Source organism: Pseudomonas fulva NBRC 16637 = DSM 17717 (assembly GCF_000730565.1).
Classification (GTDB): Bacteria; Pseudomonadota; Gammaproteobacteria; order Pseudomonadales; family Pseudomonadaceae; genus Aquipseudomonas; species Aquipseudomonas fulva.
Window position 1 is genome coordinate 90,193 of the sequence record NZ_BBIQ01000005.1, and the last position, 19,436, is coordinate 109,628.

The window sequence follows — 19,436 nt, forward strand, 5'->3', positions numbered from 1 at the left end:
GCTGAACCAGTAGCCACCCGCTTTGGTTTAACCTGCCGCTGTCAGCGCAGCAGGGTCTGAATCTTGTCATGCAATGTGTCGAGGTCGAACGGCTTGGCCAGGATGGGCGCCTTGCGGGTGATCGGGCTACCGGACTCCAGGATCTCCGCTGGATAGCCGCTGATGAAGATCACCTTCAGGTCTGGCCGCAACTTGACTGCGGGTTCAGCGATTTCCACGCCTGAGATGCCACCGGGCAAGCGGAAGTCGGTCACCATCAGGTCCAGGTGCGGCTTGCTGGCCAGGATGGCAAACGCCTGCTCGCCATCTTCGGCTACCAGCACGTGGTACCCCTCCCCGGCCAGGTAGTCCCGCAAAATCATGCGAATAGCCGGTTCATCCTCGACGACCAGCACCACATCTTGTGCATCTTCACTCATATCGAAACCTTGGAAATTCTTGCAGTTTGCCATCAGACCCCGGGCTCACGCAGAGGTTGCCCGCGCCTGATCGTTTTGTTGTTCGCACACGCCAAGCGGCAATTGCAGGGTGAACGTGGCACCTTGGCCCTCCTCGCTTTCGACCAGAATACGCCCGCAGTGGGCCTGGACGATCTGCTCGGAGATGTAGAGCCCAAGCCCCAGGCCACCCGTCGCCTTGTGGTTCGAGACCCGCTCGAACTGCTGGAAGATACGCTGCTGGTTGGCCGCACCAATGCCAATGCCATTGTCTTGCACCTGCACGCATGCCATGCCGTCCAGCTCGAACACCCGTACGTGTACAGGCTTGCGCTCCCCATAGCGCAGGGCGTTGGACAGCAGGTTCGCCAGCACTTGCTCGATGCGAAATTCGTCCCACTCGCCAGCCAGGCACCCGTCACAGTGCAGGTCGATTCGGGTATCCAGCGCGATCGCTTGCGCCGTGAAGTTCTCCACCAGCCCCCGTACCAGTTGGCTGAGGTCAAACAGCTTCGGGCGCAGTGAGAGTTTACCGGTGCGGATGCGTGACACGTCGAGCATGTCTTCGATCAGCCGTATCAGGCTGTTGATCTGACGCTCGTCGCGCTCGACCATGGCCTTGAGCTTTTCCTCACTGAAAGCCTCCAGATTGCCCCTGGCCAGGTTCAGCTTGCGCAGTTGCGTTTCCAGGATCAAACCGTTCAAAGGCGTTCTCACCTCATGGGAAACGATGGACATGAAATCGTCACGCATCCGCACGGCGTGCTCCAGCTCGCAGCGCGCGCTTTGCAGCTTATCCAGCAAGGCCTCCTGCTCCTGCCGGCTGCGCTCGAGCGCTTGCAGTTGCTGGTCGAGCACTTTGCGTTGTCGGTAGAGATCCACGAAAACCGACACTTTGCTTTTGACCGCCATGGTATCGAGCGGTTTGTAGAGAAAATCCACGGCGCCGCTTTCGTAGCCCTTGAAGGCATAGTTCATTTCGCGCCCAGCCGCGGTCACGAACACGATAGGGATGTTGCGGGTTTTTTCGGTACCGCGCATCAGCTCGGCCAGCTCGAAACCGTTCATGCCAGGCATCTGCACATCTAGGATGGCCAAGGCGAATTCGTGCTCAAGCAGCAGTGACAACGCCGCTTCGGCGGACTGGGCTTGATGCACCTCGCGATCGTCACCCTGTATGAGGGCATCGAGGGCCAGGAGATTTTCTGGCAGATCGTCGACGATCAGGAGTTTGGCGATGGTCTGGCTTAACATGCGCTGGATTCCAGAGTACCAAGCAACTGCTCGATACCACTCAAAGGAAGAATATGGTCGGGACGATGCAGGGCCAAAGCGGCCTCCGGCATCAGCGCGACCTGTGCATCGCGAGGGTCCTGGACAATGGTCCGGCCGCCGCTGTTCTTGATGTACGCAAGGCCTTGGGCGCCATCTTCATTTGCGCCAGTGAGCAGTATACCCAGCAGTGCCGCGCCATAGGCATCGGCTGCCGACATGAACAGGTAGTCGATCGAAGGCCTGGAAAAGTGCTGCGCCGGCTCCTGGCTCAGAGAAAGGGTGAAGTCGCATTCTACCGAGAGGTGGTAACCAGGGCCCGCCACGAAGATACCGCCGTCTTGCAAAGGCTGCTTGTCGCGTGCCTCGAGCACTGGTCGGCCCAAGCGACGTTGCAGCACTTCAGCCAGATGACTATGCCGGTCCTCGGGCAGATGCAACAGGCACACCACAGGCACCTTGCACGCCCCTGGCAACCCGCCGAGCACCTTGAACAAGGCAGTCACACCGCCCGCCGAGGCGCCGATCACGACAGCTTGTATGCCCTTCATGACTTGCGGTAGATCCGTTCAGGCTTGACCCAGGGCTCGAAGCGCTGGCTGTAGGCCGAGAAATCAACCGACTCCTTGCTGCCCAGCACCAGAAAACCCCGGTGGCAAAGGGACTCATGGAACAGGCCCAGGGCGCGGTCCTGCAGGACCTTGTCGAAATAGATGAGCACGTTGCGGCACGAGACGAGCTGGGTTTCCGAGAACACACTGTCGGTGGCCAGGCTGTGATCGGCGAAGGTCACCTGCTCACGCAAGGTGCTGTCCATGATGGCGTTGCCGTAAGCAGCAGTGTAGTAATCGGAGAAGTCGCGTCGCCCACCGGCCAACCTGTAGTTTTCTTCATACTCGCGCATGCTTGGCATGGAATAGATGCCTTGCTTGGCTTTTTCCAGCGAGTGCGGGTTGATGTCGGTGGCGTAGATGATGGTGCGCTCCAGCAGACCCTCCTCGCGCAGCAAGATGGCCATCGAATACACCTCCTCGCCTGTGCTGCAGCCGGCGATCCAGATCTTTATCGATGGCCATGTGCGCAACAGCGGAACCACTTCGTTGCGCAGGGCAAGGAAGTGGCCAGGGTCGCGAAACATCTCGCTGACTGGAATCGTCAGGTACTGCAACAACTGCATGAACATGCCAGGGTCATGCAGTACCCGCTCCTGAAGTGCAGACACGGTCTGGCAGTCGAACTGGCGCAGGGCATGCAGGATCCGGCGCTTGATCGAAGCGCCAGAATAATTGCGGAAATCGTAGCTGTACTTGAGGTAGATGGCCTCGATGAGCAAGCGGATCTCGATGTCGGTATTGCGTTCGCTAATCAAATTCGCTCCAGTTGCGGCAACCACACACGTATCAGCGAGAACAGGCGGTCCAGGTCGATGGGCTTTGCCAGGTAATCATTGGCGCCGGCCTGCAGGCAGCGGTGCTGGTCGTCCTTCATCGCCTTGGCAGTCACGGCGATGATCGGCAGCTTGCGCCAGCGAGGCTGCTGGCGGATCAGCCGGGTCGCTTCGAACCCATCCATTTCCGGCATCATGACGTCCATCAATACCAGGTCGATATCCTCATGCTGTTCGAGGCGTTCGATGGCTTCGCGGCCGTTGCGGCCGATTTCGACGATGGCCCCCTTGTGCTCCAGGGCACTGGTCAGGGCAAAGATGTTGCGCACATCGTCGTCCACCAGCAGGATCTTGCGCCCTTCGAATACCTTGTCGCGGCTTCGCGCCGTCTTGAGCATACGCTGACGCTCATGGGACAGCTGCGATTCCACCTTATGCAGGAACAGGGTGACCTCATCGAGCAGACGCTCGGGCGAGCGTGCGCCCTTGATGATGATCGAGCGCGAATACTTGAGCAGGTCGGCCTCCTCTTCACGCGTCAGGTTACGACCTGTGTAGACGATCACAGGTGGGAACGCGCGGATATCTTCAGCCGTCATGCGCTTGAGCAACTCGTTACCGAGCATGTCAGGCAGCTTGAGGTCGATGATCATGCAGTCGTAGACGTTTTCGCGCAGCAGTGCCAAGGCTTCCTGGGCCAGGCCCACAGCGGTGATCTCGACGTCTTCGTCGCCGATCAGCCGGGCAATGCTCTCTCGCTGCAGGTCATCGTCCTCTACCAGCAGGATACGCTTGAGCTTCTGGGTCAGCTTGGCTTCCAGGCGCGCGAAGACTTCCTTGAGCTCTTCGCGGCTGGTGGGTTTGACCGCATAACCGACTGCGCCCATGTGCATGGCCGCTTCGACGCGGTCCTCGACCGAAATGATATGCACCGGGATGTGCCGCGTCTCGGCTTGTTCCTTCAGGCGCTGCAGTACGGTCAGGCCGGAATGGTCCGGCAGTCGCATGTCCAGCAGTACGGCATCGGGCAGGAACCGAGCAGCCAGCTCGAAGCCCTCGTCGGCGCCATGGGCCACCAGGCAGCTGTAGCCCAGTTCATGGGCCAGATCGAAGAGAATACGGGCAAAGTTTGGCTCGTCCTCAATGACCAGAATGCAGCGGTTGGTGAACGGCGCCCGCTCGCGGTCATCGGTGAAGGCCAGGATCGGCGGTTTGGCCGCCGCTGCTGGCGGCTGGATGACCGATGGCAACGCAGTCACCGCAGGGCGTAGGGTAAGCGGCGCGACGGGCTGTTCGTCGACATCATGGCGCTCTGGCAGTACCAGGCTGAATACGCTGCCTTGGCCCGGCGTGCTCTGTACGGTGATCTGCCCGCCCAACAGGCGGGCCAGGTCGCGGGAGATGGACAGGCCCAGCCCGGTGCCACCATAGCGGCGGTTACTGGTGCCATCGACCTGGTGGAATGCACCGAAAATGGCTTGCTGCTGATCGGGCGCGATGCCAATCCCGGTGTCGCGCACCGCGAACACGATGCCGGCCTCGGGCTGGTAGCCGATATTCAGGCTGACCTGACCCCGCTCGGTGAACTTGATGGCGTTGGACAACAGGTTCTTGAGGATCTGTTCCAGGCGCTGGCGATCGGTGAACAGGGTAGCCGGCACGTGCTCGGCCGCTGTGACCTCGAAGCCCAGCCCCTTCTGAGAGGCCAGTGGCGTGAACATGTCACGCAAGCCCTCGACCAGCCGTTCGACGTGGGTCGTTTCGGGGCGCACCTCAAGCTTGCCGGCTTCGACCTTGGCAATGTCCAGAATGTCATTGATGAGGTTAAGGAGGTCATTGCCCGCCGAGTAGATGGACTCGGCGAATTTGACCTGCTCCTGGCTCAGGTTGCCTTCGCCGTTCTCGGCAAGCAGCTTGGCCAGGATCAGCGAGCTGTTGAGCGGCGTGCGCAGCTCATGGGACATGTTGGCAAGGAATTCGGACTTGTACTTGCTCGAACGCTGCAGCTCATCGGCACGAGCCTGAAGCTCGGCCTGTGCACGGCTAAGCTCCTCGTTCTTGAGGTCCAGTGCATCGGTGCGCTCGGACAATTGCTCGTTGGTCTGCTCAAGCTCCGCCTGTTGGGTCTCAAGGTAAGCCTGGGACTCCTTGAGCACCCGGGACTGCTCTTCGAGTTCTTCGTTGGCGGTTTTCAGCTCTTCCTGCTGGACCTGTAGCTCTTCGTTGAGCTGCTGGGTTTCGGCCAGCACTTCCTGCAGGCGTTGACGGTAGCGGGCGCTTTCGATGGACATGCCCAGGTTGCCCGCCACACGCTCGAGCATCTCCGCGTCGCGGTCCTGCAAGGGGCGCAGCAGGCCCAGCTCGATGACACCGTTGACTTGACCGTCCTCGGTGGCCGGCACGATCAGGCCGCTGCGAGGCAGGCCCTTGCCCAGGCCCGACGCCAACCGGTAATAGTCTTCCGGCAAGGCATCGAGGCGGATCAACCGTTCTTCACGCACCGCTTGTGCCAGCAAGCCGTGATGATCACCCAGCACCTGCTCGCGGGCCTGTTCCTGGGCTTCGAGCCCATAACTGGCCACCCGCACCAGGCGGCCATGTTCATCACGCACATACACGGCGCCAACCACGCTGCCCAGGTAGGCAGCGAAGAACCGCAGGATTTTGTCACCCAGCATGGGCAAGGACAATTGACCCAGCACCTGCTGGGCCAGTTGGGTCTGGCCGTTACGCAGCCAGGCCTGATGCTCCAGTCGCTCTGCAGCGCGCTGCTGGGCCTGCAAGTTCTTGGTGTAGCTGTCGGACAAGGCCAGCAGGTCTCGGCGTCCGAGGTAGGCGAGCAATGCGCTGAGCCCGACCAGCAACACAATGAACGTGATGATGCCCGCGACGGTGACAGTGCTGACCGTCTCGTTACGGGTCATGCGCAGCTGTTGCTCGGCGCCGATCAGGTCCTCGAATTCCTTGCGGATTTCGTCGGTCAGGCGTTTGCCACGGCCGTTACCGATCAGTTCTCGGTATCCCCCTTCGGCGCGGCGCAGGTCGATCATCTGGCTGCCGAAGTCGTTCCACGCGCCCTGCAGCGCGATCAGCCGATCAATGCGCTCGACCTGCTGGGGATTATCCTCGACCATGCTTCGCAGGCTTTGCAGGCTGTTGAAGATCCTGGGCTTGGCCACCTCGTACGGGTCCAGGAAACGCTCATCGCCTGTGATCAGAAAACCGCGCATCCCGGTTTCCATGTCGATCGAGAGCTTGAGCGTTTCGTTGGCGTTACCGATCACTTGGTCGGTATGTTCCACCCACTGCATGGCAGACAGCAGGTAGTTGATAACGGCGACGAACGCCACGGCACCGAGCAGGCCGAGCCCCAGGGGCAGGCCGATGTTGCGGCTCAACAGCTTGCGAAAGCTACGTTGATCCATCGAGGCAGCTTGTATCATCTGAAAACGCCCGAGCAAATGAGGTCCATGAACAGCATGGTCAATCTTTCCTTATGGTAAGGGGCAGCCCCTGGCCTGGCGCACGCCCTGATCAGCGTGCCCGGCATTTAGCCAGCATTTGAAACATACCTGCTCCAATCGTTCCATCGGATCGATCAGATAGGTATTCTTCGGGAACTTCTGGGCCCTGGCGACGCACAGAACAAAAGACATTCAACAAGACAGGATCTGAACCATGTCCCTTCTGGTAGTCGAGGACGACGACATCGTACGCATGCTCATGGTCGAGGTCCTCGACGAATTGAAATATGACGTGATCGAGGCGCAAGACGCCACGACCGCACAGAAAGTACTCGAAAATCCTGACCAAACGCTCGAACTCATGATAACCGATGTTGGCTTGCCGGACATGGATGGCCATGACCTGGCCAAGCGTGCACGCGCACTGCGTCCAGGGCTTCCTGTGCTGTTCGCCAGTGGCTATGGCGACAACGTCGAAGTGCCTGAAGGCATGTACAGAATTGGCAAGCCTTACTCCATTGACCAATTGCGAGACAAGGTGGCCTCTATCCTTGATGCCCATCAAGCGGGGTAGTTGGTTCGGCTTGATAATCCGTTGTCGGGCGTGCTTCACGGCGCAGCAGGTAGATGTCCATTATCCAGCCCTTGCGCCTGCGTAGAGTTGACCGGGCCTCCACAATGCGTGCCTTGACCGCGTCAAGTGGCCCGGCGATCACCATCTCGTCTGCGGTTCCCAGGTAGGCCCCCCAGAAGATCGTGAGCGCCGGATCGGACAGCTCAGCAAAGACGCAGGCACTGTCGAGCATCACCACAACATTGTCGACTTGTTCGAGATCCGCCAGCCGCCGTCCTGGCAGCACGATCAACGGCTCACCGGCACGTGTGAGCGCGATCTGGTGACGGGCGGCCAACAGCTGCATGCTGCTTATTCCTGGTACAACCTTCAAAGCAAGCGACACGCCCTGCTCGCGGACCAATTCCATCACACGTAGCGTGCTGTCGTACAAGCCTGGTTCACCCCACAGTAAAAATGCGCCGGTCTGCCCTGGATGCAGTTGCGCCTGCAGCAGCGAGGCATACGCCATGGCCCTCTGACGGTGCCAGACATCGACCGACTCGGCATACCCTGGAGCCTGCCTGGCGCGTCGCGGGTCGGTAATCTGCACGATGCGATAGCTGTCGTCGGGTAGGTAGCGCTGCAGGATCGCCTTGCGCACCTCCAGAAGGTCCTGGACCTCGGGACCTTTGTCCATGACGAAAAACACGTCTACGCAGCGTAACGCCTCGACCGCTTCGTAGGTCAACTGACGAGGATCGCCAGCACCAATGCCGATCAGCAGTACCTGTATCATTTCCCCTCCCGTGCCATTTCGCCCACTCGCTAAAAGGCGACTGGCCATGAATGTGCTCGCGTTGGCGCAATGATGAAACCTCAACACTTGCTTCACACTTTTTTCACAGCGCCATAGGCATCATCAACACAGCTAACGGACTAGCGACCCCATCACGCGCCCGCACACGCGGGCCTCTAATTCCAGCGCCCTGCCTTCAGCAGGGCGCTTTCATTTGCGCAATCGTTTCACTGCCGTATCATGAGCAGCCTGTCTGTTTCGCCGGGTCCTTGCACCCGGCCCCGTCTCAGGAGTTTCCATGAGCTTGCACGATCTGCAAACCGTTCCGGGCGTCACCGCACAGCCTGACGCTGCCACTGCCCAATTCGTCTTCAACCACACCATGCTGCGGGTCAAGGACATCCAGAAGTCGCTGGATTTCTATACCCGCGTACTGGGTTTCCGCCTGGTGGACAAGCGTGATTTCCCGGAAGCTGCTTTCAGCCTGTACTTCCTGGCCCTGGTCGACCCTGCCCAGATCCCAGAGGACGACCATGCCCGCCACCAGTGGATGAAGTCGATCCCGGGCGTGCTCGAACTCACACACAACCATGGCACCGAACAGGATGCCGACTTCGCCTACCACGATGGCAATACCGATCCACGCGGCTTCGGCCACATCTGTGTCTCGGTGCCGGACGTACGTGAAGCCTGCGCCCGCTTCGAAGCCCTGGGCGTGCCGTTCCAGAAACGCCTGCAAGACGGGCGCATGAACCACCTGGCCTTCATCAAGGATCCGGATGGTTACTGGGTCGAGGTCATCCAGCCTGGCGAGGTGAAAGCCTAAGGCTCACAGGCCACGCTTGTCGGGTGACCGCCCGCATACCCTTTGCTGTGGTATATGAAGTAGAGGCTTCATTGCCACAGCGAGGTACCGATCATGCAATCGCTCCAGTGTGAATACCGCAAGCACGTCATCACCGCCAGCGTCATGCCTCATCCTGACTCGCCGCTCCCCTTTGCGGCAGGCTGCCTAATCACAGCGCCCGACGGCCATGTCAGCCGCCGGCTATCGATGCCCATGAAGTTCTTCAGCGACTTGGACAATGCCCAGCATGTGTCGCTGGCGTATGGCCGTGCGCTGGTTGACAAGCAGTTGGATCAAGTCACCCAGGTGCGCTGATCGCCGCAGCGACCCGACCCTGCTTGCTGGTCGCTGCATGCCGCAGGGTCTGCAGCTGGCTCAGCCTTGACGCGCGTAGGTCACGGCAGCTTGTACCTGTTCAGCCGTTGGCCTGATCCCGGTGTACAGGACAAATTGCTCCAACGCTTGCAGTGCGATGACTTCAAGCCCGGTGATCACCCGCTTGCCGAGCTGCTCTGCGTGCTTGATCAGCGGTGTTTGCGCGGGCATGGCCACGACATCGAATACGCACTCGGACGCAGCAATTGCCATCTCGCTGAACGCCAGCTGCTGCGCCTCTGGCCCACCTGCCATGCCCACCGGGGTGACGTTGATCAGCATTGGTGGGCAAAGGTCGCCAAGTTCGGGCAGCCAGCGGTAGCCGCACACATCGGCCAGTCCCCGCCCGGCCTGCTCGTTACGGGCGACAATCATGCCTTCGCCAAAACCTGCGTCACGCAACGCACTGGCCACCGCCTTGGCCATGCCACCGCTGCCGCGCAAGGCGAACGCCGTGGCCGGGTCCACCTTGTGCTGCGTCAGCAACTGCCGGACTGCCAGGTAGTCAGTGTTATAGGCTTTGAGGTGGCCCTCGGTATTGACCAAGGTGTTGACGGAGTCGATTGCCGCAGCCGAGGGGTCAATTTCATCGACCAACGCCATGCACGCTTCCTTGTACGGCATCGAGACACCACAACCACGAATGCCAAGCGCCCGGATGCCCGCTACAGCAGCCGGCAAGTCATCGGTGCGCATGGCCTTGTAATAGAAATCCAGGCCAAGCTGCTCATAGAGGTGGTTGTGGAAGCGGACACCGAAGGTCCCTGGACGGCCTGCCAGGGAAATGCACAGCACGGTATCCCGGCTGGGTATAAGGGACATACACGATCCTTTTGCGGTGTACAGACGGTGAGTGAGCCTAGCAGAGCGGATGCCCCACGCATACCGACTCGAGGCTGCTCGCAACGCCCTACGAATCGACCATGCACAATGACGCAAGCACATTAGGCAAAACTGATAAGCACTATTGAGCACATTGATTTCAGTCCCGCCCATGGCGTCGGTACAGTAACGCCATGTCTTAGCGGAGGGCTGTAGATGGCCACTATCGAGATCATGTCCGTGATCGGCTCGGCAGTACCGGCCTCCTTGCGCAATCAGGGCCTGCTGGCTTGCTGGTACCTGGTCAGTAATGGCGAGCCGGTCAGCGGGCCGATGCCGAGCCTGGCCAGTGCGCGCGCCCTGATCGAACAGCTGCAACCCCTCAGCCTACTCGCCTGACACGAACATTTAGTGCTGCTCCCTGTTGCCCGCCATCGTGCGGGCTTTTTTTTAAGTGCCCTGTCACTCGCCAGGCTGCGCGCATCCGCGAAACGCTGTAACCTTGCCGTTTCAAAACACCGAGACACTTCGTCCAAGGAGACGTCGTTGCCATTCCCTGCAAGGCTTCCTGGCTCATGACGGCACTGGTCGACAGCTTTCGGGACGAGGCCATCGAGATCATGGCCAACGGTGAATCCATCCTCCCTTTGCTGAGCGCCTTCGTCACTGCACTGGCTGCGCAACTGCCGGGCAGTCACGTCGGCATCAATATCCTGGACCATCCAGGCAAAACCTTCAGGCACTCTGTCTTTCCGAGCCTGCCTGAAGCGTTCAGCAGCAAGCTCACTGGCAATCCCATTTCGACAAACCGCGGCTCATGCGGCCTGGCCATTCTCAGCGGCGCGGCCATTGATGTGCCTGACGTGGCTAACGATCCACGTTTCGCAGCAGCCTGGAAGGGCTTGTTTCATGAGTATGGACTCAAAGCATTGACGTCGTTTCCGGCCCGGGACAAGGACGGCGCCGTACAAGGCACCATCGCCCTGATCTACGACCCACAACGCCCGATTACCGAGGCTTTTCGCGCACAGATGCCCAGCGCCTTGCGTTTGTGCGCGCAGCTCTGCGCCTACAGCCGTACCCAGGAAGCGACCGCGATACTCGTGACCGAGCTTGATCATCGTATGCGCAACCTGTTCAGTACCCTTGGCGCTGTCGCCATCCTGACTGCGAAGCATCATCCAGAAATCACCGAGTTCCGCAGTGTTCTGCAAAACCGCCTGGTGACGATGCAGAAGGCTCACACGCTGGCGCTTGCGAAGACCCCAATCAGCTTGCACAGCCTGGTGACTGAAACCTTGGCCCCCTATGTGACGGACATGCACGACGACAAAAGCAGGCCGTACATAATCCTGGCGCCCGAGGCGGCTTCTGCACTGGCGTTGGTCCTGCACGAGTTGGCGACAAACGCCGTGAAATATGGAGCCTTTTCACAATACGGCGGCGTTGTGGCCTTCAGTTGGCAGATTGAAGAGCAGACGGACTCACCGCCTCATTTCACCTTCAACTGGCATGAATCCGGCGGCCCAGTGGTTGCGCCGCCCACCAGGCGAGGCTATGGCACTGTGATGATGCAAGGCAGCTTACGCAACGCGTTCAACGGCAAGGTGACGTTCAACTACCAGCCGGCTGGATTCAGTTGCCAGATCACCGCCCCGTTTACCCAGAAGCTAGGCAAACACATCTGCTGAACGGCCTGAACGAGCCGCTGAAACCGGTGATGGCATGCATGCCACTGTTGTACAACAGTCGAGTTTCAAGCCAATAGCTGTACAAACTGCACCGCCTATCCATTCGAAGCAACGCGCTGCTGACCTAGCCCTCGGAAGCACATGATGGAAACGATGGTCTGCGCTCATGAAGGGAAAACGGATCTTAGTGGTCGAGGACGAGCCTGCCCTGCGGGAATTCTTGGCCATGATCATAGAAGATACAGGCGCGACGGTCGTCTCTGTGGATACCGCCGAAGAGGGTATTCGCCAACTCGATAAGCAGCCCTGGGCGGCGGTGGTGACCGACGTGCGCACACCGGGGCTTTCCGATGGCTGGGATCTGGCCTGGACGGCTTACGAAAAATGGCCGCGCTTGCCTGTGATCGTGACCAGTGGCGGGCACAGTAGGCTCGACGTGCCATTACCACCCACCGCTGCATTCATTGCCAAGCCGTGGTCGATCGAGGCGATGATCATGCTGCTGGTAGGGTGCACCGGTACGGACCACTCATCCGACAACTAGGCCGCAGGGCTTTACCAACCTGGTAATTGCCAGTGGGCAGGCAACGCTTTATCTTTGCGTTTTTAGGTACCGCTGACAGACATTTCTCGGCAAGGCATTCGGTATAAATGCCTGCCCAAGGATTCGTCATGTCTAAAAACACCCTCTGGTCGATTTCGCTTCTGGCTGTCACCGCGGTATGGGGTTGGAGCTTCGTGGCCAAGCACGACACGCTGAGCATCATGGCTGCCTCCACCTTGAATGCGTGGATGTTCAGCCTGGCCGCATTGGCGCTGCTCCCCTTCTCGATTCGCTCGTTTCGACTGATGGGCCCACGCACTTGGTTGAGTGCTGGCTTGGCCGGGGTCGTGCTGTTTTTGGCTTTTTCGCTGCAGACCTCCGGTACTGCCCTGACGACGCCCTCCAATGCCGGTTTCATCACGGGCCTGTGTACTGTGTTCACGCCGGTGCTGATCTACCTCATGGGCAAGGGTCGCCCCAGCCTGAAGCAAGGGGTCGGAACCGGTATCGCGGTAGTCGGGCTCGGCCTGCTAAGCCTGGATGGATTTACCCTGCACTACGGCGATTTGCTGGTGCTGGGGTGTGCCGTGTGCTTCGCGTTGCATATCGTGATGGTATCGACGTTCACCACGCCTGCGCTCGCTTTGGCATCGGCTTCGATTCAATTAAGCGTCGTCGGCGTGCTGTCGCTGATATGGAGTTGGTCGAACAACGAGTTCTTCGTACCCACCACGCTACCTGTCACCACCACCCTCCTGGTATTGGCGCTGCTGGCAACAGCCTTGGCTTACGCCATCCAGAACCGTGCCCAAGCGGTGTTGCCCCCGGAAAAGGTTGCATTGATACTCATATGCGAGCCAATTTTCGGCGGCCTGTTCGGCTACTTCCTTGCCGGTGATCGTTTGCCTGCCGAGCGTCTGGCCGGCGCAGGCTTGATATTGGTCGGGTTGGCCATCACCGAGCTGCGACTCACGCGCATCGCCTCGCGTGCCTGGCGCAGGGCATAGGTATTTTACGACCCGAAAGTGCCAGCAGGCCCGTAGGGGCTGGGCCCGCTGCGAGGCTTCATTTGCTTCCCATCACTCTGGCTTGGGGGCCGTTTCATCTTCATAGGTAAGGTCTACGACGAGCTTCACTGCATCTTCATCATCTTCGAGCAATTGCACACTCCCCTCCTGGTCCTCGACCTCGTAGAGTTCATCGAGATCGTCACGCTGGTACCACTCCGGGATGTCATCTCCGCGATACGTTCTCAATTTCACAACCATGCCTGGATCCTCCGTATGTTCAAAGGTGACAGGGCCGAGTCACACGGAGTTCACCTCGAATCAGTAAATCAGCCCAAGCGGTTCAGTGAGAGGGGACGACCAAAGGATGGGGAGTTGGCCTACTCAACGCGCTGAAGCCGTACCCGCAGGATTAAATTTCCTTCACCTTACGCCCATTGGTGATAAGGCAATCGACACGGCTTGAGCCATACTCCAGAATGCGCCGGCTTGGGGAAAACCCTCGCAATGCCAACGACATAGCCCTCTTTAGTGAGCCTCAACGTGAAAACGATCCTGTCCACCCTCAGCCTTGTGTTGTTGCTCACAGGTACCCTGACCCCTATTACCGGCGCTGTCGCTGCACAGCCCGCTGCCCAGTTGCAACGTGACCCCGCCAAGCTGCACTTGGCCTCCGGCAGCGCCTTGTTGATCGACCTCAACACCAACAAGGAGCTGTACGCCAGTCACCCTGACCGCGTGCTGCCCATTGCGTCGGTGACCAAACTGATGACGGCCATGGTCGTGCTCGATGCCAAGCTGCCCATGGACGAAATGCTGACCATGACCATTGCCAACAACCCGGACATGAAAGGCGTCTACTCTAGGGTTCGGCTCGGCAGCCAGTTGAACCGACGCGAGACGTTGCTGATCACCCTGATGTCCTCGGAAAACCGCGCCGCAACCACCCTGGCCAACCACTACCCTGGCGGTTACCCGGCTTTCATCAAGGCGATGAACGCCAAGGCACGCAGCCTGGGCATGAGCCATACCCGCTACATCGAACCCACCGGTCTTTCGACTCAGAACGTCTCCACTGCCCGCGACCTGACCAAGCTGTTGATGGCGTCGCGCAAGTACCCTCTGTTGAGTACGTTGTCGACCACCCGTGAGAAAACCGTAGCGTTCAGCAAACCCAATTACACACTCGGGTTTCGCAACACTGATCACCTGGTGAACAAGAGCAACTGGGACATCAAGCTGACCAAGACCGGCTTCACCAACGAGGCTGGACACTGCTTGGTACTGTTGACACGCATGGACAACCGTCCGGTCGCCATGGTCATTCTCGATGCATTCGGCAAGTACACCCACTTCGCCGATGCCAGCCGTATGCGCCAGTGGCTTGAGACGGGCGCGGCCAAGCCAGCCCCAGCGGTGGCCATGCAGTACAAGGCCGATCGTCACAACAAAGCGCGGTTGGCCGCCGATTGACCCTCTCGGCTTGGTCAGCGCCGGCTAGGCACGGGTGCTGACCAGGCCACCGGCACTGCCACCACCGCTTTGCTGCAACAGTTCAAGCAACTGTGCCGAGGCCGCGATGATCTGGCTGCTGAGCGTGGCAATGCTGCTTTGCTTGGTGCTGATGGCAGCCATCTTCGCGGTCTCTTCCATGTCGCTGTTCATCAGCGCTGAAAGTTGTTTCTGCTCCTCTGCCAGCTGTTTCTGCAACGTCTTGATCAACTCGCGCAGCTGCTTGACGGCCTCTGGCTCGTCGCTGTCGTCGCTCTGGGCAGATTGTGCCTGGCCCGTAGCCGTGGCGTTGAGGCTGTCACTGGTGATGCTCAACGGGCCGGGCGCTTCGCCCGCCTGCACACGCCGTTCACGCTCGGCGGCAGCGTCAACGCTCAGCGTCTGGGCTGAGACGCCGTTGATCAACAGATTGCTCGAGTTGATTGCGACCATGATGATTCCTTGCTCCAAAACCGGTCCGTGCCCCATTTATCGGCACAAATGGGCTTGTCTTGAGCCCTGCTAAATTCCCTGTCGGTTGGCTCGTTCCAGAAGATGTACCAGCGCGGTAGCCGGATCACCGGTGAGCGTCCACATCGACCTTATGGAATCGCGGCCATGACCCAAGCCACACAGCAGGAAACCATCAAAGATCTGATCGGCGTAGGCTTCGGCCCGTCCAACCTTGCGCTGGCAATCGCCCTCGAAGAGCTGGCCGAAAGCCAGGGGCGCGCCCTTGACGCGCTATTTATCGAGAAGCAGCAGGACTATCGCTGGCACGGTGAAACCCTCGCCACCCAGAGCGAGTTGCAGATCTCCTTCCTCAAGGACCTGGTGTCCCTGCGCAACCCCACCAGCCCCTACAGCTTCGTCAACTACCTGCACCAGAAACAGCGCCTGGCCGACTTCATCAACCTGGGCACCTTCTATCCCTGCCGACTGGAATACAACGACTACCTGCGCTGGGCTGCCGAACATTTCGCGACCCAGGCGGTATACGGTGAAGAAGTGCTGCGTATCGAACCTGAAATCACCCAAGGCCGCGTCGAGCACCTGCGCCTGGTGTCCCGTGATGCCGAAGGCCGGGAATACACCCGCAGGGCCCGTTCGGTCGTGGTGGGCAGCGGCGGAACACCGAAGATTCCGGAAACGTTCGCGGCCTTCAAGAACGACCCGCGCGTGTTCCACCATTCCCGCTACCTCAGCAGCCTCAGCCAGCTGCCCTGCAATGCCGGAAAACCAATGCGCATCGCGGTCATTGGCTCAGGCCAGAGCGCAGCCGAGGCGTTCATCGATCTCAACGACAGCTACCCGTCGGTGAAGGTGGACATGATCCTGCGCGCCTCGGCGCTCAAGCCAGCCGACGACAGCCCGTTCGTCAACGAGATTTTCGCACCCGACTACACCGACCTGGTCTACAACGAACCGGCCGATCAACGCAGCAAGTTGCTCGATGAATACCACAACACCAATTACTCGGTGGTCGACCTGAACCTGATCGAGCGCATCTACGCCATTCTCTATCGGCAAAAAGTGGCCCATCAGTTCCGCCACAACGTGCTGTGCCGGCGCCAGGTAGAAGCGGTGGTGGGCACCTCAGAAGGCATCGAGTTGACCCTCAGCGACCTGGCCACCGGCCAGCAACAGACCCACCGCTACGATGCCGTCATCCTGGCCACCGGCTACGAGCGCCGTTCGCACCGCGACTTGCTGGCCCCCCTGGCTGGCTACCTGGAGGACTTCAACGTCGATCGCAACTACCGCGTACTGACCAGCCCCGACCTCAAGGCGTCGGTGTACCTGCAAGGCTTCTGCGAGAACAGCCATGGTCTGAGCGACACGCTGCTGTCGGTTCTGCCCTCGCGGGCCGCCGAGATTGGCCGTGCGCTCTATCAAGACCTGCCATCGTTGCGCACCCTGCCACTGCCAGAAGCGGTCCTGTCCCGCGCCTGACAGACGCTTCGCCACCGCCCCCCCGTTTCAGGTGCGGGGGCCGGCTCCTCAGCCTGAAACATTTCCTTGCATTTAGATCGACGGAATTTCGATTCTCATTCGTCCTTATCAATACAGCTCTCCAGGGTTGGGCTTAAGCTCGACCCCTTATTGTGAAGATCGTCTGATGGCCAAAACTCCGAAAAAATCCAAGTCCAGGCTCTGGTTCCTGGTCCACAGCTGGCTCGCGCTGCCGATCTGGTTCTTTGTCCTGATCGTGTGTTTCACCGGCATGCTCGCGGTGGTCAGCCAGGAAATCGTATGGCTGGCCGACCCTGCGGTGCGCGCCAACAAGCCCGATGCCGACGTGGACCGCCTGAGTTTCCAGCAAGTGCTCGATGCGCTGCACAAGGCCGAGCCCGAGATGATCGTGGACATGCTTCGCCAGCCCGACGGCTCGCACTTCGCGGTCATTGCCAACGTTACCCTGCCCGACGGCACCAGCCCCACGCTGTATGTAAACCCCTACACCGGGGCCATCCAGGGCAAGACGCCCGACTTCGACTTCGAAGCCTTCACCCGCGCCTTGCATGGGTGGTGGCTGGTGCCATTCACCAACGGTTACAGCTGGGGCTGGTACCTTGTTTCACTACTGGGCCTGCCCATGCTGGCGTCCCTGGTCACAGGGCTGGTGGTGTACAAGAAATTCTGGAGGGGGTTCTTCAAGCCGGTGCGCACCGGTCACGGCTCGCGGATTTTCTGGGGGGACGTGCATCGCCTGGCCGGCGTCTGGTCCATCTGGTTCATCGCTGTCATTTCCATTACCGGTACCTGGTTCCTGATCCAGGCCATTCTGGGCGATAACCACGTCACGATTTCCACACGCCCCATCGTGCCGGTGATTGCACGCGAGGACGTGCCGCAGACCACCGACGGCACCCCGGCACCACGCATCGACCTGGACGAAGCCGTGCGCATTGCCGGGCAAGCGGTACCGGGCCTTGAGGTCAGCTTCGTGATATTGCCCGCCACGGCGTACAGCCATATCAGCCTTTCGGGGCCGGGGTGGTACCCGTTGATGTTCCAGAATGCCTCGGTCAACCCCTACACCCGCCAGGTCGACAGCCAGTTCCGCATCAGCGACCGCACGCCCCTGGAGTTCGTCACCGAATCCATGCGTCCGCTGCACACCGGCGACTTCGGCGGGCTGCCGATCAAACTGGTGTGGTTCTTCTTCGGCCTGGTATTGACCTTGATGGTGTTCAGCGGCCTGCTCATCTGGACCAAGCGCACCGCCCAGGCTACCGCCGCTGCCCTCAAGCGCAGCGAGCGCGCCCCGCGCGTCGCACAGCGCGAGCCTACCCTGGAGACCCAACCATGAGCCAGGCACACACCCTTGAGCAACGGCCATTGAAGCAGATCTGGTTGAAGTGGCGGTTTCACCTGAACATTCTGCTGGTCCTGATCCCGCTGGGCTTCATGCCCCAGTACTTTGCCGACGCCAAGCTGTTTCGCGGCGAAGCCGGGCTGGGCGCGAACGTGATACGTGATATCAAAGTAGGGCCCTACAGCCTGGACCTGGCTGAAATGCGTGACGAAGTGCCCCAGGCCGATGGTCCGGCCGGCTACTTCAAGGTGTTCAATGCCTCGCTCTGCAAAGGCTGCGCCCAAGAGGTGAAAGCCACCTACCTGCGCATCGGCAAGCCGCGCAGCCTGCGCGCCGCCGGCACCATTTTCTTCGGGGCCCCCTACCACATGGGTACCTCCCTTCCAATTGCGCCGCGTACTCGGCCAGATGCCCAAGTGTGGATCACCCTTGAAGGCTGGGACGGCAGCATGCATCAAGCCTCGGTGCCCTTGGCCCAGGCATCGCCAGCCACCGTGGCCTGGCTCAAGAAACAAGGAGGCAACAAATGAAACACCTCATGCGTAGGCTCATGCTCCCATCACTGCTGTTGACCGCGACGGCTGCCATGGCACACAACCCCATGTGTGAATGTGAGGAAGTGCCAGGCAGTCAGATCAAATGCACTGGCGGCTTTTCTGACGGTAGCGGTGCACCTGGTGTAACCCTGGACGTGATCGGCTACGACGAACAGGTGCTGGTCGGCGGCAAGCTCGGGGATGACTCCACCCTCACCTTCAAGCGCCCGGATGGTGAATTCTACGTGTTGTTCGACGCAGGCCCTGGCCATGTGGTCGAAGTCGACTACGCCGACATTTCGCAACCATGAGCCGGGTTCAGGTGATTCGCCCGGCCGGCGCCGGGCATGAAACGCTGTATGTGCTGATGGTCAGTGCATTGATCGTAGCCCTGGCAGCCAGCGTCGTGCTGGTGCGTGGGGAGCGTGTGGACGATCAGCCGATCGCCAGCCATCAAATTGACGCTCGGCGGGACCTGACGCCGGCTGAGCAAGGCCTCTACACCGACCTGCGGGTGGCCTTCGACGAAATCCAGTACCTTCGCGAGGAAGAGGGCGCCGTGCCCGACGTGCAAACACTGGCGGCCGAGGGTCTGCCGCCTTTCGTCGTTGATGCCGGTAGCCAGGGCCGTGGCGATCACCACTGGTCGTTGCTGGCCGACGGCGCCTACCTGGGCCGCAGCCAGGCGCCGGAAATCGCCGGCGACCTGCTGATGATCCTGCCCGCCGAAGCTGGCGCCGAGGCCGAGGTCTGGCTCCTTAGAGCCAGCCCCAGCTCATCGGTCGATGACCTTGCCCCGGCAAGCCTGATCGCCGCCGGCTGGCGCCAGGTCGTCAGCCACTACGACGCCGGTGTCACCCGCGAACACCGTCACTGACTCCAAAGGAATGTT

General features: G+C 60.2%; 22 protein-coding genes. 13 read left to right on the top strand and 9 right to left on the bottom strand.

Annotated features, from left to right (window positions below):
• Window positions 1-41 precede the first annotated feature (41 nt).
• From PFU01S_RS07200 to PFU01S_RS07220, 5 genes are read right to left on the bottom strand one after another with little or no spacing between them, the layout of a single operon-like run.
• A complete protein-coding gene (locus tag PFU01S_RS07200; RefSeq protein WP_027914716.1) occupies window positions 42-419 on the bottom strand; it encodes a response regulator in 378 nt (125 codons plus the stop codon).
• A gap of 45 nt (window positions 420-464) precedes the next feature.
• On the bottom strand, window positions 465-1,691 hold the full coding sequence (locus PFU01S_RS07205; protein WP_028686988.1) for a hybrid sensor histidine kinase/response regulator: 1,227 nt from the start codon (window positions 1,689-1,691) through the stop codon (window positions 465-467).
• Entirely contained in the window at window positions 1,685-2,260 is a 576-nt protein-coding gene (locus tag PFU01S_RS07210; RefSeq protein WP_027914714.1) for a chemotaxis protein CheB, read from the bottom strand. The genes PFU01S_RS07205 and PFU01S_RS07210 overlap by 7 nt, the downstream gene beginning before the upstream one ends.
• On the bottom strand, window positions 2,257-3,078 hold the full coding sequence (locus PFU01S_RS07215) for a CheR family methyltransferase (protein WP_027914713.1): 822 nt from the start codon (window positions 3,076-3,078) through the stop codon (window positions 2,257-2,259). Before PFU01S_RS07215 ends, PFU01S_RS07210 begins: the two co-directional genes overlap by 4 nt.
• A complete protein-coding gene (locus tag PFU01S_RS07220) occupies window positions 3,075-6,539 on the bottom strand; it encodes a response regulator (protein WP_028686987.1) in 3,465 nt (1,154 codons plus the stop codon). The genes PFU01S_RS07215 and PFU01S_RS07220 overlap by 4 nt, the downstream gene beginning before the upstream one ends.
• 235 nt (window positions 6,540-6,774) lie before the next feature.
• Here PFU01S_RS07220 and PFU01S_RS07225 point away from each other — a divergent pair, with 235 nt between their 5' ends.
• The gene (locus tag PFU01S_RS07225; protein ID WP_027914711.1) at window positions 6,775-7,134 is read left to right on the top strand and encodes a response regulator; all 360 of its coding nucleotides are present in this window, start codon (window positions 6,775-6,777) and stop codon (window positions 7,132-7,134) included.
• Here the strand turns inward: PFU01S_RS07225 and cobF are convergent.
• The gene (cobF, locus tag PFU01S_RS07230; protein WP_042139299.1) at window positions 7,106-7,912 is read right to left on the bottom strand and encodes a precorrin-6A synthase (deacetylating); all 807 of its coding nucleotides are present in this window, start codon (window positions 7,910-7,912) and stop codon (window positions 7,106-7,108) included. The two genes, PFU01S_RS07225 and cobF, sit on opposite strands and share 29 nt — an antisense overlap.
• A gap of 298 nt (window positions 7,913-8,210) precedes the next feature.
• Here cobF and gloA point away from each other — a divergent pair, with 298 nt between their 5' ends.
• A complete protein-coding gene (gene gloA / locus PFU01S_RS07235) occupies window positions 8,211-8,738 on the top strand; it encodes a lactoylglutathione lyase (RefSeq protein ID WP_028686986.1) in 528 nt (175 codons plus the stop codon).
• Between the two features lie 93 nt (window positions 8,739-8,831).
• A complete protein-coding gene (locus PFU01S_RS07240; RefSeq protein WP_027914709.1) occupies window positions 8,832-9,074 on the top strand; it encodes a hypothetical protein in 243 nt (80 codons plus the stop codon).
• A gap of 60 nt (window positions 9,075-9,134) precedes the next feature.
• Here the strand turns inward: PFU01S_RS07240 and PFU01S_RS07245 are convergent, their stop codons facing one another.
• Complete coding sequence (locus PFU01S_RS07245) at window positions 9,135-9,956, bottom strand: shikimate 5-dehydrogenase (protein WP_028686985.1); 822 nt, start codon at window positions 9,954-9,956, stop codon at window positions 9,135-9,137.
• A 216-nt stretch (window positions 9,957-10,172) separates the two neighbouring features.
• Between PFU01S_RS07245 and PFU01S_RS07250 the strand changes: the two genes are divergently transcribed.
• From PFU01S_RS07250 to PFU01S_RS07265, 4 genes are all read left to right on the top strand, one after another.
• Entirely contained in the window at window positions 10,173-10,355 is a 183-nt protein-coding gene (locus tag PFU01S_RS07250; protein ID WP_027914707.1) for a hypothetical protein, read from the top strand.
• A 176-nt stretch (window positions 10,356-10,531) separates the two neighbouring features.
• Complete coding sequence (locus tag PFU01S_RS21690; RefSeq protein WP_028686984.1) at window positions 10,532-11,647, top strand: sensor histidine kinase; 1,116 nt, start codon at window positions 10,532-10,534, stop codon at window positions 11,645-11,647.
• A gap of 166 nt (window positions 11,648-11,813) precedes the next feature.
• Entirely contained in the window at window positions 11,814-12,191 is a 378-nt protein-coding gene (locus tag PFU01S_RS07260; RefSeq protein WP_027914706.1) for a response regulator, read from the top strand.
• 128 nt (window positions 12,192-12,319) lie between these two features.
• A complete protein-coding gene (locus tag PFU01S_RS07265; protein WP_028686983.1) occupies window positions 12,320-13,198 on the top strand; it encodes a DMT family transporter in 879 nt (292 codons plus the stop codon).
• A gap of 72 nt (window positions 13,199-13,270) precedes the next feature.
• Here PFU01S_RS07265 and PFU01S_RS07270 read toward each other — a convergent pair whose 3' ends face one another.
• Window positions 13,271-13,453: a hypothetical protein gene (locus PFU01S_RS07270; RefSeq protein WP_134325423.1), complete on the bottom strand. Its 183-nt coding sequence runs from the start codon at window positions 13,451-13,453 to the stop codon at window positions 13,271-13,273.
• A 288-nt stretch (window positions 13,454-13,741) separates the two neighbouring features.
• Between PFU01S_RS07270 and pbpG the strand changes: the two genes are divergently transcribed.
• Entirely contained in the window at window positions 13,742-14,671 is a 930-nt protein-coding gene (pbpG, locus tag PFU01S_RS07275) for a D-alanyl-D-alanine endopeptidase (RefSeq protein WP_027914703.1), read from the top strand.
• Between the two features lie 24 nt (window positions 14,672-14,695).
• Here the strand turns inward: pbpG and PFU01S_RS07280 are convergent, their stop codons facing one another.
• Window positions 14,696-15,142, bottom strand: coding sequence for a hypothetical protein (locus PFU01S_RS07280; RefSeq protein WP_027914702.1), 447 nt, complete (start codon window positions 15,140-15,142; stop codon window positions 14,696-14,698).
• A 165-nt stretch (window positions 15,143-15,307) separates the two neighbouring features.
• Here PFU01S_RS07280 and PFU01S_RS07285 point away from each other — a divergent pair, with 165 nt between their 5' ends.
• From PFU01S_RS07285 to PFU01S_RS07305, 5 genes are all read left to right on the top strand, one after another.
• A complete protein-coding gene (locus tag PFU01S_RS07285; RefSeq protein WP_028686982.1) occupies window positions 15,308-16,642 on the top strand; it encodes a lysine N(6)-hydroxylase/L-ornithine N(5)-oxygenase family protein in 1,335 nt (444 codons plus the stop codon).
• Window positions 16,643-16,808: 166 nt separating this feature from the next.
• A complete protein-coding gene (locus tag PFU01S_RS07290; protein ID WP_027914700.1) occupies window positions 16,809-18,002 on the top strand; it encodes a PepSY-associated TM helix domain-containing protein in 1,194 nt (397 codons plus the stop codon).
• Window positions 17,999-18,538 carry a PA2404 family protein gene (locus PFU01S_RS07295; RefSeq protein WP_027914699.1) on the top strand — a complete coding sequence of 180 codons (540 nt, stop codon included), beginning with the start codon at window positions 17,999-18,001 and terminating at the stop codon, window positions 18,536-18,538. Before PFU01S_RS07290 ends, PFU01S_RS07295 begins: the two co-directional genes overlap by 4 nt.
• Entirely contained in the window at window positions 18,535-18,855 is a 321-nt protein-coding gene (locus PFU01S_RS07300; RefSeq protein WP_027914698.1) for a hypothetical protein, read from the top strand. The genes PFU01S_RS07295 and PFU01S_RS07300 overlap by 4 nt, the downstream gene beginning before the upstream one ends.
• Window positions 18,852-19,421, top strand: a complete 570-nt coding sequence (locus PFU01S_RS07305) for a DUF6162 family protein (protein ID WP_028686981.1) — start codon at window positions 18,852-18,854, stop codon at window positions 19,419-19,421. Before PFU01S_RS07300 ends, PFU01S_RS07305 begins: the two co-directional genes overlap by 4 nt.
• Window positions 19,422-19,436 lie beyond the last annotated feature (15 nt).

Bases quoted from the DNA above. Each gene is read 5' to 3' on its own strand.
- PFU01S_RS07260 (WP_027914706.1), top strand. From the start codon at position 11,814: ATGAAGGGAAAACGGATCTTAGTGGTCGAGGACGAGCCTGCCCTGCGG.
- PFU01S_RS07225 (WP_027914711.1), top strand. From the start codon at position 6,775: ATGTCCCTTCTGGTAGTCGAGGACGACGACATCGTACGCATGCTCATG.
- PFU01S_RS07265 (WP_028686983.1), top strand. From the start codon at position 12,320: ATGTCTAAAAACACCCTCTGGTCGATTTCGCTTCTGGCTGTCACCGCG.
- PFU01S_RS07285 (WP_028686982.1), top strand. From the start codon at position 15,308: ATGACCCAAGCCACACAGCAGGAAACCATCAAAGATCTGATCGGCGTA.
- PFU01S_RS07280 (WP_027914702.1), bottom strand. From the start codon at position 15,142: ATGGTCGCAATCAACTCGAGCAATCTGTTGATCAACGGCGTCTCAGCC.
- PFU01S_RS07290 (WP_027914700.1), top strand. From the start codon at position 16,809: ATGGCCAAAACTCCGAAAAAATCCAAGTCCAGGCTCTGGTTCCTGGTC.
- PFU01S_RS07305 (WP_028686981.1), top strand. From the start codon at position 18,852: ATGAGCCGGGTTCAGGTGATTCGCCCGGCCGGCGCCGGGCATGAAACG.
- cobF (WP_042139299.1), bottom strand. From the start codon at position 7,912: ATGATACAGGTACTGCTGATCGGCATTGGTGCTGGCGATCCTCGTCAG.
- PFU01S_RS07250 (WP_027914707.1), top strand. From the start codon at position 10,173: ATGGCCACTATCGAGATCATGTCCGTGATCGGCTCGGCAGTACCGGCC.
- PFU01S_RS21690 (WP_028686984.1), top strand. From the start codon at position 10,532: ATGACGGCACTGGTCGACAGCTTTCGGGACGAGGCCATCGAGATCATG.
- PFU01S_RS07300 (WP_027914698.1), top strand. From the start codon at position 18,535: ATGAAACACCTCATGCGTAGGCTCATGCTCCCATCACTGCTGTTGACC.
- PFU01S_RS07295 (WP_027914699.1), top strand. From the start codon at position 17,999: ATGAGCCAGGCACACACCCTTGAGCAACGGCCATTGAAGCAGATCTGG.
- gloA (WP_028686986.1), top strand. From the start codon at position 8,211: ATGAGCTTGCACGATCTGCAAACCGTTCCGGGCGTCACCGCACAGCCT.
- PFU01S_RS07220 (WP_028686987.1), bottom strand. From the start codon at position 6,539: ATGATACAAGCTGCCTCGATGGATCAACGTAGCTTTCGCAAGCTGTTG.
- PFU01S_RS07245 (WP_028686985.1), bottom strand. From the start codon at position 9,956: ATGTCCCTTATACCCAGCCGGGATACCGTGCTGTGCATTTCCCTGGCA.
- PFU01S_RS07210 (WP_027914714.1), bottom strand. From the start codon at position 2,260: ATGAAGGGCATACAAGCTGTCGTGATCGGCGCCTCGGCGGGCGGTGTG.
- PFU01S_RS07205 (WP_028686988.1), bottom strand. From the start codon at position 1,691: ATGTTAAGCCAGACCATCGCCAAACTCCTGATCGTCGACGATCTGCCA.
- PFU01S_RS07240 (WP_027914709.1), top strand. From the start codon at position 8,832: ATGCAATCGCTCCAGTGTGAATACCGCAAGCACGTCATCACCGCCAGC.
- PFU01S_RS07200 (WP_027914716.1), bottom strand. From the start codon at position 419: ATGAGTGAAGATGCACAAGATGTGGTGCTGGTCGTCGAGGATGAACCG.